Raw genomic sequence first — 3,915 nt, 5'->3', positions numbered from 1 at the left:
TTAGGCACAGCACTGACAATGCAGGCACTGCAAGGCAGGCGGTCATGATGGTTTTAATTCTCATAATCTTATTTCTTTTTAATTATTAATACTATATTTAATCCTTATATTCTTTTGCGTTTTGTTCTTTATTTATTTTATTCCTTTATTTCATCTTCATCAGTTCTACAAGGGCTTTGTCTGCCTGCATTACTCCGGCAGCCTTTGCCATCTTCAGATAAACTTCAGCCTTATCGCGATTGCCCTCGCTAAGGTAAAGGAGGCCCATATTGCAATAAGCTCTTGGATCTGTTTCCCAACGCTTGAGATATTTATGGGCAAGGGTTACATCGTTGCGTGTCAGAGCCACACCCGCTGCATTGATGTTTGCCTCGGGATTGTCAGGGAAGAGGCGGGCGGTGAGGTCCACGATATCGTTGTATTCGCGAGAACCCTTCTTATAGAATCCGGCTGTGGCATAGAGTTCACCCAGCGTCATTGTGGCAGGGTTTGAACCAAGATGCTGCATAGCAGAGTTGCTGTCGAAGCCATCGTGACGGAACGTCAGCGTATATTTGATGCGATAGACCTTGGGGAAGATGAAACGGTTCATATACTCATAGGGCATGCCGTGACCGATGTTCTGAATTTCACGCTCACGACCGTTGACTACGTCGATGCTCTTGATGATGTCTACAACAGCTTCGCGAAGATTCATGCCGCTGCCCGCTACAAGCGAAGAGATGCTGTCCCAGTCTTCTGCAAGCCAGCCTACGGTGAGGTCGTTGCGGTTGGTGAGCTTCTGCTTCATCAGGTACTTCTTTAAATCAAGNGAACGCTCCATTGCCTCACTCTCNTTGCGGCGGTAGTTGCCNATNGGAGCACCGNAGCCGTTGATGCGNAGACCAACAAGGCTGGTGCCATAGCGCTGAAGCTCNCTNTTNACNTCNGAGGCGATGGTGTTGAACACGGTGCGGTTGAACCTGCTNCCACTGAGNTTNGCNAGNGNCTTGTTGCCGAAGATAGGTATCTCACCGCTGCGGTGGAACTTATCAATATCTGAGCCCTGAGGCTGAAGGAACTGAACATAGTCCATCAGGTTATAATAATGTACGTTCGGGTCGGGATTATCGTTGCTCATGTCGTGAAGGTAGATATTCTTCAGCACAAGGTCCTCGTAGACATGGCCGCGGTGACCAGTGCAGTTAAGCTCCTCGCTCTCTACATACATGCGGCAGTCCTGCATCCAGTCCTTATAAGGAACGGTGGTGTCGTAGATGAAGTAGCGCTTGGCGGCATGGCTGTCCTTGACAACGATGGGCATGTTGCGGCGATTGTCGGAAAGGACTTCTGTGCGGTGAGCATCACGCTCATGCTCTCTGCCGTTGATGACCACTGAGGAAAGCACTGAGACGGCGCTGTCTGTCTTAAGCACTGGAGTGAAGGTCAGCGACTCACAGCTGCCTACCACGCTGCTGTCATAGCTTACCTTCATGCGCACACGNAGAAGGTCGCCCTGACGGGTGAAGTTCTCGGAGTTNACGTAGATCTGTCCGCCGTAGACAGTCTGGGCGGATGCTGTGGATGCTACTCCACAGAAGGCAAGAAGAAAGAATGCAGATTGTAATAGTTTCATTTCTCTATAAATATATTTCATTGTTATTATCTTATTATGTAGACCAGCGACACCGAAAGTCCCACAGGACCGAAATAGTCGCTGCTCTTTGTGTATTCAAGGTAGCCATAGCGACCGTCACGGTAATGGCGGTAACGCAGATGCAGGTAGCCCGCAGAGACGGATGTCTCAATTCCCCAGTGGGGAGAAAGTATCCTGTGCCAACCGAAGCTTAGCCCCGCACCGTTGAAATTACCCTCGGCACGGTGATGAGAAAGACCAAAGAAGGGGATGCGGTTCAGGTTGAAGCCGCCGTTGATGCCGCATACGCCGACAAAGGGACCATTAAAAGCCTTGCGGAACCAGTGGCGCAGCTCATACTGCACCGACCAGTTCTTCCACTTCCGGGTGCCACCGTATGAGACGGGACAATAGGTTGAACTAAGACTGAATGTAAGGGTGCTGTCAAGGCGCACCTCGGAACCGAGCGAAGGCACGGCTATGGCATCGTAGACCAGATTGGACTTCAGTGCGACATATTGCGCGTGAAGGCGCAATGATACAAGGGATATAAGTAAAAGTAGGAATAACTTTAATTTAATATCACTTTTCTTTAATTTCGGACTATGAGTATTGAGTCTGGTCATCAATTTTTCTATTCTATATATACGTTCTGTTACTTTGTAAGTAATAGAAAGGATTCTGGAATAGGAGCATCAAAAACTGGACAAGACAGCGGCGAGCCGTGGAATGAAGGCATCCTGAAGCTGTCGGTATATATATTACATAATAAATAAAATGTGTTTAGATTTAAACACGTTATAACTCAATTCGTCCTATTTGCTATATTTCTTTTTGTATTTAGTTAATTATTGTGAATTATCATTTGAATTAATCAATTAATGATTATATTTGCGCAGTGATAGATTGTAGCCGTTACTTACAAAGTAATGGCTATTTTTTTTATTTTTCCGAGTGATACTTTCAGCGGTGTTCTTGTCCATGTATCCTATTGAATTCAACAGGATCATCGGCTGCTGAGTGTATGCACAGGTCACATACTTTCCATATAGCGGAGTATCTTCCGGTTCGCCTTTTCTATCTCCCCCACGTTGAAACCCTTCAGGTATATCTGGGTGGTTCTGATATCGCTGTGGCCAAGAGCCGAACTGATCAGTTCTACAGGCACATGGCTGTGAAGGGCTGTCGTGGCCCATGAATGGCGGAGCGTATAGGAAGAGACGTGCCCCTTTATGCCGAGCTTTTTTGCCAGGCGTGAAAGACCTGCATTGAACTTCCTCAGCGACGACTGGTAACGGCGGTAGCCAGACTCGGTGTTCATATCTGAATTGCCAAGATCAAGGCCACGCAGGGTTCTGAGGATGTCCCCATTCACAGGAACGTTCACGCTCGTGCCCGTCTTGCGGCGGCAGTAGCTCAGCGCGCCGTCAGTAATGGAATCCATGCTAATTTGCTGAAGGTCCACATAGGGCATACCACAAAGTTTATACATGACACATGCAGTCTGCTGCACCTTGTTCAGGACACGGCTGCGGACAACTCCATTCAGAAGGACTCTCAGCTGCGGCATCTCAAGTGCCTTCTTGTGGCTTTTGTCTATACCCGTATAGACCTTATGGAACAGATGGTGGACGTATTTCGTATGCCCTGCATCCATTGCCTTGTTATAGATGGCACGGAGCATACGCATATAGGTCGAGATAGTGTTGAGTTTGTGCCTGCTGCGAAACAGGTACTGCTCATAGCCTTTAAGAAGGCAGGGATTGATCTCGCTGAATCCGATACTGTCCCGTCCCAGATACTCACACAGGGAACGGATTGAGTTACTGTAAAGGCTGGCCGTGGAAAAGCGCCCGTCCCGTTTAAGGTCATACACGCAATTCAATGCGAATGATGAAAATGATAATTGCATCTAAAAATAAGTTTAAAAATTCAGACACAAAGTTACAACACCAAAGACGATTAACAAAGGAGGACTTATTAAAAAACATGAATAAAATATTGATAGGAAACTGGTATCAATCTGTCTGAAACGGACTCCTGTCAATAGCCGGGGGATGACNGTAGACAAAATAAAGAAAAATAAAAAAAGTTTGTAAAAAACGGAAAGTCCGCCACCTTTTCACTTAATTACCTATCTCATAAGCAGTTAAGCGGTGGTGGTAAAATAAATATCCACCACTCTGTATTTTCACACTTTCAAATTGATTCTATTATATTTATTATTTGTATGTAGTTTTTTTGAACTATCCATGCTGTTTAGGACTGTCAATCTTAATGTTTGATAAAACTAATCAGTG

The 3,915-nt window shown here is 46.2% G+C and carries 4 protein-coding genes and 1 pseudogene; 1 reads left to right on the top strand and 4 read right to left on the bottom strand.

Translation table 11 applies throughout. From position 1 onward, the window contains the following. Positions 1–145 precede the first annotated feature (145 nt). Entirely contained in the window at positions 146–697 is a 552-nt protein-coding gene (locus tag B045_RS15690; protein WP_240470568.1) for a tetratricopeptide repeat protein, read from the bottom strand. Positions 698–1,087: 390 nt separating this feature from the next. Between B045_RS15690 and B045_RS15685 the strand changes: the two genes are divergently transcribed. Next, complete coding sequence (locus B045_RS15685) at positions 1,088–1,378, top strand: hypothetical protein (RefSeq protein ID WP_238312273.1); 291 nt, start codon at positions 1,088–1,090, stop codon at positions 1,376–1,378. On the opposite strand, the pseudogene B045_RS15680 reads toward B045_RS15685, so the two are convergent. The 3 genes and pseudogenes from B045_RS15680 to B045_RS0110955 form a co-directional block, all read right to left on the bottom strand. Next, a pseudogene (locus tag B045_RS15680) lies at positions 1,373–1,615 on the bottom strand (DUF3868 domain-containing protein); the annotation flags it as partial. The gene B045_RS15685 and the pseudogene B045_RS15680 sit on opposite strands and share 6 nt — an antisense overlap. 26 nt (positions 1,616–1,641) lie before the next feature. After that, positions 1,642–2,241 (bottom strand): DUF3575 domain-containing protein, encoded by a 600-nt coding sequence (locus tag B045_RS15140; protein ID WP_081618630.1) that lies wholly within the window; start codon positions 2,239–2,241, stop codon positions 1,642–1,644. 407 nt (positions 2,242–2,648) lie between these two features. Further along, the gene (locus B045_RS0110955; protein ID WP_025884468.1) at positions 2,649–3,527 is read right to left on the bottom strand and encodes a tyrosine-type recombinase/integrase; all 879 of its coding nucleotides are present in this window, start codon (positions 3,525–3,527) and stop codon (positions 2,649–2,651) included. Between the last annotated feature and the right edge of the window lie 388 nt (positions 3,528–3,915).

This window comes from Segatella paludivivens DSM 17968 = JCM 13650 (assembly GCF_000373185.1).
In the GTDB taxonomy this organism is placed as follows: Bacteria; Bacteroidota; Bacteroidia; order Bacteroidales; family Bacteroidaceae; genus Prevotella; species Prevotella paludivivens.
Note: the sequence above shows the minus strand (reverse complement) of the source record. Positions and strands in the feature narration are given on the sequence as shown.